Origin of the sequence: Trebonia sp. (assembly GCF_049794275.1) — a bacterium.
Taxonomy (GTDB): domain Bacteria; phylum Actinomycetota; class Actinomycetes; order Streptosporangiales; family Streptosporangiaceae; genus Trebonia.
On sequence record NZ_JBARCR010001131.1, the window covers coordinates 1 to 4,912 of the forward strand.

The 4,912-nt window shown below is 67.2% G+C and carries 9 protein-coding genes; all 9 read left to right on the forward strand.

Annotation, left to right across the window (positions count from 1 at the left end; all coding sequences use genetic code 11):
• Positions 1 to 663 (forward strand): type I methionyl aminopeptidase (gene map / locus WA805_RS28080; protein WP_422290317.1); only part of this gene is annotated, 663 nt, incomplete at its 5' end.
• Complete coding sequence (locus WA805_RS28085) at positions 653 to 1,105, forward strand: DUF1707 SHOCT-like domain-containing protein (RefSeq protein ID WP_422290316.1); 453 nt, start codon at positions 653 to 655, stop codon at positions 1,103 to 1,105. The genes map and WA805_RS28085, both read left to right, overlap by 11 nt.
• Positions 1,106 to 1,315: 210 nt before the next feature.
• The gene (gene infA / locus WA805_RS28090) at positions 1,316 to 1,537 is read left to right on the forward strand and encodes a translation initiation factor IF-1 (RefSeq protein ID WP_145852085.1); all 222 of its coding nucleotides are present in this window, start codon (positions 1,316 to 1,318) and stop codon (positions 1,535 to 1,537) included.
• Between the two features lie 25 nt (positions 1,538 to 1,562).
• On the forward strand, positions 1,563 to 1,676 hold the full coding sequence (gene rpmJ, locus WA805_RS28095) for a 50S ribosomal protein L36 (protein WP_145852083.1): 114 nt from the start codon (positions 1,563 to 1,565) through the stop codon (positions 1,674 to 1,676).
• Positions 1,677 to 1,889: 213 nt separating this feature from the next.
• The gene (rpsM, locus tag WA805_RS28100) at positions 1,890 to 2,270 is read left to right on the forward strand and encodes a 30S ribosomal protein S13 (RefSeq protein WP_422290315.1); all 381 of its coding nucleotides are present in this window, start codon (positions 1,890 to 1,892) and stop codon (positions 2,268 to 2,270) included.
• A 42-nt stretch (positions 2,271 to 2,312) separates the two neighbouring features.
• Complete coding sequence (gene rpsK, locus WA805_RS28105) at positions 2,313 to 2,720, forward strand: 30S ribosomal protein S11 (RefSeq protein ID WP_422290314.1); 408 nt, start codon at positions 2,313 to 2,315, stop codon at positions 2,718 to 2,720.
• A 10-nt stretch (positions 2,721 to 2,730) separates the two neighbouring features.
• Positions 2,731 to 3,357: a 30S ribosomal protein S4 gene (rpsD, locus tag WA805_RS28110; RefSeq protein WP_422290313.1), complete on the forward strand. Its 627-nt coding sequence runs from the start codon at positions 2,731 to 2,733 to the stop codon at positions 3,355 to 3,357.
• Positions 3,358 to 3,449: 92 nt separating this feature from the next.
• Complete coding sequence (locus WA805_RS28115) at positions 3,450 to 4,466, forward strand: DNA-directed RNA polymerase subunit alpha (RefSeq protein WP_422271462.1); 1,017 nt, start codon at positions 3,450 to 3,452, stop codon at positions 4,464 to 4,466.
• A 39-nt stretch (positions 4,467 to 4,505) separates the two neighbouring features.
• Positions 4,506 to 4,912: 50S ribosomal protein L17 (rplQ, locus tag WA805_RS28120; RefSeq protein ID WP_422271464.1), on the forward strand; the 407-nt coding region annotated here is incomplete at its 3' end.

The following is a 4,912-nucleotide window of genomic DNA, read 5'->3' on the forward strand; positions in this document are numbered from 1 at the left end:
GCGGAGCCGTCGTTTCTTGGGTACTACGGGTATCCCGCGGTCATATGCACCTCTGTTAATGAAGAGATCGTGCATGGGATCCCTAGCCCTGAGCGGCGGTTGGAAGCCGGGGACATTATTTCTATCGACTGCGGGGCCATTGTGGATGGGTGGCATGGGGATGCCGCTATCTCCCTGGGGGTGGGGGAGATCGATCCTGCTGATCAGGCGATGCTCGATGACTGTGCGGCGGCGCTCTGGGCTGGGATCGCGCAGGCTCGGCCGGAGAACCGGCTCGGGGATATATCCCATGCGGTCGAGCGGTCGGTGCGGGGCGCCGGGCAGTACGGGCTGATCCGGGAGTACACCGGGCATGGCATCGGGACCGCGATGCACATGGACCCGCCGGTCCCGAACTTTGGCACGGCCGGTCAGGGGCCGCGGCTCCGCGCCGGGATGGCGCTGGCGATCGAGCCGATGATCACCCGTGGCGGCGAGCGCACCGTCGAGCTTGCCGACGGCTGGACAGTCGTGACGCTCGACGGCTCGCGGGCCGCGCACTTCGAGCACACCGTGGCGATCACGGCTGCCGGTCCGTGGGTTCTTACCGATTTGTCAGAACGTAAGGTGCCTCCTCCCGACCGCGTCACATTTGTGACTGGTGGCGACCCCGATGCCGGGTGACCCGCGGCTCCGCGCCTCGGACAAGGACAGGGACCGCACGGCGGAGCTACTGCGCGAGCACCACGCGCAGGGCAGGCTGACCCCCGAGGAGTTCGACGAACGGGTCGACAGGACGTTCACGGCGAAGACCATCGGCGATCTCGACGCGCTGCTCGCCGACCTGCCCGCCATCGACTTGTACCGGCTGCCTGCCGCCGGCATCAGGGCGGCCCCGCCCGGCGCGCTGCGTCCCCGCGGGTCGGCCGTCGATCAGCGCGGCCAGGGGGTGATCAGCTCCCGCGGCGTCACCACCTGGGCGGCGTGGGCGGCGGTCAGCACGGCGCTGCTCGTCGCCTGGCTTGGCGTCGGCCTTGTCAGCGGCGGCGCCGCGTGGATCCCCTGGTTCCTGCTGATCGTCATCCCGTGGGCCCTGGCCATCGCCCGCCGGCAGGCTAGGGAATAGACCCCGCGCCGACCGTGTTATCAAAGCCGGTTCGCACTCGCGGGATAGGTCTAGTAGACTCTGCTGCGGCCCATCGGCTGGCCTTCCGTATGGCTCTTCGCCACGGGGAGTGCGTAACGCCCTAGCCCGGCGCTCTCGCTGGGCAGCTGCGAACAGCCGCGATACCAAATCAAGATTACGCAACACTACGCACGACGAAACGCGGAGGATATGCCCAAGAAAGACGGCGCCATCGAGATCGAGGGCACGGTGGTCGAGACGTTGCCGAATGCCTTCTTCCGGGTGGAGCTGGACAACGGGCACAAGGTACTCGCCCACATCAGCGGGAAGATGCGGATGCACTACATCCGGATCCTGCCCGATGACCGGGTGGTCGTGGAACTCAGCCCGTACGACCTGAGCCGCGGCCGGATCGTCTACCGGTACAAGTAAAGAAGCAAGAGAGCGAGAGTTAGCCGTGAAGGTCAAGCCGAGCGTCAAGAAGATCTGCAGCAAGTGCCGGATCATCCGCCGCCACGGCCGCGTCATGGTGATCTGCTCTGACCCCCGGCACAAGCAGCGCCAAGGTTGACGGGGGGTGCGGGGGGTCGGCCCCCCGCAAAGAGACGAGCAGTCCAGACGCGCGCATAAGCTGAACAGCACATAACCGAATACGCGACATAACACGCGCACCGCGAGCGGCCGACGGCCGCCGCCCCCGGTTGGAGGCCGGGGCCCGGTCCTGGGCAGGGACGGGACAGCGGTGCGGAGGACCTCCACCACGACGAAGGAGAACTGCCCGCACATGGCACGTCTATCTGGCGTCGACCTGCCGCGCGACAAGCGGCTTGAGGTCGCGCTTACCTACATCTACGGGGTCGGCCGCACCCGTGCGCTCCAGACCCTCGAGAACACCGGCGTGAGCGGCGACACCCGGGTCTACGACCTCTCCGAGGATGACCTGCTGAAGCTGCGCGACTGGATCGACGCCAACTACCAGGTCGAAGGTGACCTTCGCCGGGAAGTCCAGGCCGACATCCGGCGCAAGATCGAGATCGGCTGCTACCAGGGCATCAGGCACCGCAAGGGCCTCCCGGTGCGCGGCCAGCGGACGCAGACGAACGCGCGTACCCGCAAGGGCAAGAAGAAGACCGTCGCCGGCAAGAAGAAGGCCGGGAAGAAGTAGTCCCAGCACCGGGATAAGACCACCTCAGGAGTCAGGAAGCAGATGCCGCCTCGTAAGACCAGCCAGGGCGCACCGAAGAAGGTGCGCCGCAAGGAACGGAAGAACATCGCCCACGGGCACGCCCACATCCGGTCCACGTTTAACAACACCATCGTCTCGATCACCGACCCGACGGGCAACGTGATCGCGTGGGCGTCTTCGGGCCAGGTCGGGTTCAAGGGCTCGCGCAAGTCCACCCCGTACGCCGCCCAGCAGGCCGCAGAGGCCGCCGCGCGCCGTGCCATGGAGCACGGCATGCGCAAGGTCGACGTCTTCGTCAAGGGGCCGGGTTCCGGCCGGGAGACCGCGATCAGGTCGCTGCAGGCGACCGGCCTTGAGGTGGGGTCCATCCAGGACGTGACCCCCGTTCCGCACAATGGCTGCCGTCCGCCCAAGCGGCGGCGGGTCTGAGGAGAGACTGATGGCTCGTTACACCGGGGCGGACTGCAAGCTGTGCCGTCGTGAGAAGGTCAAGCTGTTCCTGAAGGGCAGCAAGTGCGACTCGCCGAAGTGCCCGATCGAGATCCGGCCTTACCCGCCGGGCGAGCACGGCAGGATCCGGCAGAAGGACAGCGAGTACCTGCTGCAGATCCGCGAGAAGCAGAAGGCCCGCCGGATTTACGGCGTGCTTGAGAAGCAGTTCCGCGGCTACTACGCCGAGGCCGCGCGCAAGTCCGGCCGGACCGGCGAGACGCTGCTGCAGATCCTGGAGAGCCGCCTGGACAACGTGGTGTACCGCGCCGGGTTCGGCAAGAGCCGCGACATGGCCCGTCAGCTGGTCGCGCACGGCCACATCATGGTCAACGGCAGGCGGGTGGACATCCCGTCCTTCCGGGTGAGCGAGAACGACGTCATCGAGGTCGCGCAGAAGTCGCTTGAGCTGACCCCGATGGTGATCGCCCGCGCCGAGGCCGGCGAGCGCGCCGTGCCCGCCTGGCTCGAGGTCATGCCGGACCAGATGCGCATCCTCGTGCACCAGATGCCGGTCAGGGCGCAGATCGACACGCAGGTCCAAGAGCAGCTCATCGTCGAGTACTACTCCAAGTAACGCAATAACGCAGTAGCACCCCCCTGGGGGCGATAGTCGCCCGCAGGCCGTTCGCCGGTTCATATAGCGGTCCCGGCGGAAAGGAAAGTCAAATGCTCATCGCACAGCGTCCCTCGCTCGGCGAGGAACAGGCCGGCGACTACCGGTCGAAGTTCACCATCGAGCCGCTGGAGCCAGGCTTCGGCTACACGATCGGGAACTCGATCCGGCGTACCCTGCTGTCCTCCATCCCCGGGGCGGCGGTCACGTCGATCCGCATCGAGGGCGTACTGCACGAGTTCACCACGGTGCCCGGGGTCAAGGAAGACGTCACCGACCTCATCCTGAACCTCAAGCAGCTTGTCGTCTCCTCGGAGCACGACGAGCCGGTGGTCATGTACCTGCGCAAGCAGGGGCCGGGCGCGGTCACCGCGGCCGACATCGCGCCGCCTGCCGGGGTCGAGGTGCACAACCCCGAGCTGCACATCGCGACGCTCAACAGCAAGGGCAAGCTGGAGATGGAGCTCACGGTCGAGCGCGGCCGCGGGTACGTCTCCGCCACCCAGAACAAGCAGCCGGGCCAGGAGATCGGCCGGATTCCGATCGACTCCATCTACTCGCCGGTGCTGCGCGTGACCTACAAGGTGGAAGCCACCCGGGTCGAGCAGCGCACCGACTTCGACCGGCTGATCCTGGACGTCGAGACCAAGCCGTGCATGCGACCGCGTGACGCGGTGGCGAGTGCCGGGAAGACGCTGACCGAGCTGTTCGGCCTGGCGAGGGAGCTCAACGTCGACGCCGAGGGCATCGACATCGGCCCGTCGCCGACGGACGCCGCGCTCGCGGCCGACCTGGCGCTGCCGATCGAGGACCTGAACCTGACCGTCCGGTCCTACAACTGCCTCAAGCGCGAGGGCATCCACACCGTGGGCGAACTGGTCGCACGGAGCGAGCAGGACCTGCTTGACATAAGGAACTTCGGCGCGAAGTCCATCGAGGAAGTCAAGCAGAAGCTGGTCGACATGGGCCTGGCGCTCAAGGACTCCCCGCCCGGGTTCGACCCGAGCAGCGCCGTGGACTCCTTCACCGGCGACGAAGACGAGAGCTACGTCGAAACCGAGCAGTACTAAGCGGTACTGGCTCGCCGACGCTACAGAAAGGGTAATCAGGTGCCCACGCCTACCAAGGGTGCCCGGATGGGCGGCAGCCCGGCTCACCAGCGGCACATGCTGTCCAATCTGGCTGCCGCGCTCTTCGAGCACGGCAAGATCACCACGACCGAGGCACGGGCGCGCAGGCTGCGTCCGTACGCGGAGAAGCTCATCACCTTCGCGAAGCGCGGTGACATGCACGCGCGCCGCCAGGTGCTGACCGTGGTCCCTGACAAGGGCATCGTGCACAACCTGTTCACCGAGATCGGCCCCAGCTTCGCCGACCGGCCAGGTGGCTACACCCGCATCACGAAGCTCGGTCCGCGCAAGGGCGACGCCGCCCCGATGGCCGTGATCGAGCTCGTCAGGGAAGAGGTCAGCGCGGCGCGGCCGCGCCGCCGCACCCGCCGCGCCGGGGCTGCCCC